The following is a 510-nucleotide window of genomic DNA, read 5'->3' as shown; positions in this document are numbered from 1 at the left end:
TGAAAGCATCTAAGCATGAAGCCCCCCTCGAGATGAGATTTCCCATCACGTAAGTGAGTAAGATCCCTAGAAGATGACTAGGTAGATAGGTCAGAGATGGAAGCATGGCGACATGTGGAGTTGACTGATACTAATCGATCGAGGACTTAACCACAAAGAGTCATATTTATATGAACAACAATTGGTCGGTATTCGGCTTTCTTGACATCAATTCTTTATCTAGTTTTGAAGGAACAATCCCTTCAATTTTATATTCGTCTGGTGATAATGGCGAAGAGGTCACACCCGTTCCCATGCCGAACACGGAAGTTAAGCTCTTCAGCGCCGATGGTAGTTGGGGGATCTCCCCCTGTGAGAGTAGGACGTCGCCAGGCAAATAGTAAAAGAGTAGCTCTTAGGAGCTACTCTTTTTTTGGGTTGAATTGAATTTGTTCGAAGAACATTAGGATTGACATGATCTCTCCTCGACCGCAGTGCGAGGGTAGGGAGGAGCAAGAAGGTCGAGGACGC

General features: G+C 45.5%; 2 rRNA genes. Both read left to right on the top strand.

Features of this window, described 5'->3' with window-relative positions:
- Nucleotides 1-154 (top strand): 23S ribosomal RNA (locus AM506_RS21945); the annotation flags it as partial.
- A gap of 103 nt (nucleotides 155-257) precedes the next feature.
- A 5S ribosomal RNA gene (gene rrf, locus AM506_RS21940) occupies nucleotides 258-374 on the top strand.
- Nucleotides 375-510 lie beyond the last annotated feature (136 nt).

The sequence above is a fragment of the Rossellomorea vietnamensis genome, from assembly GCF_001305855.1.
GTDB lineage: Bacteria > Bacillota > Bacilli > Bacillales > Bacillaceae_B > Rossellomorea > Rossellomorea vietnamensis_A.
This window is presented reverse-complemented; position numbering and strand designations above follow the sequence as displayed.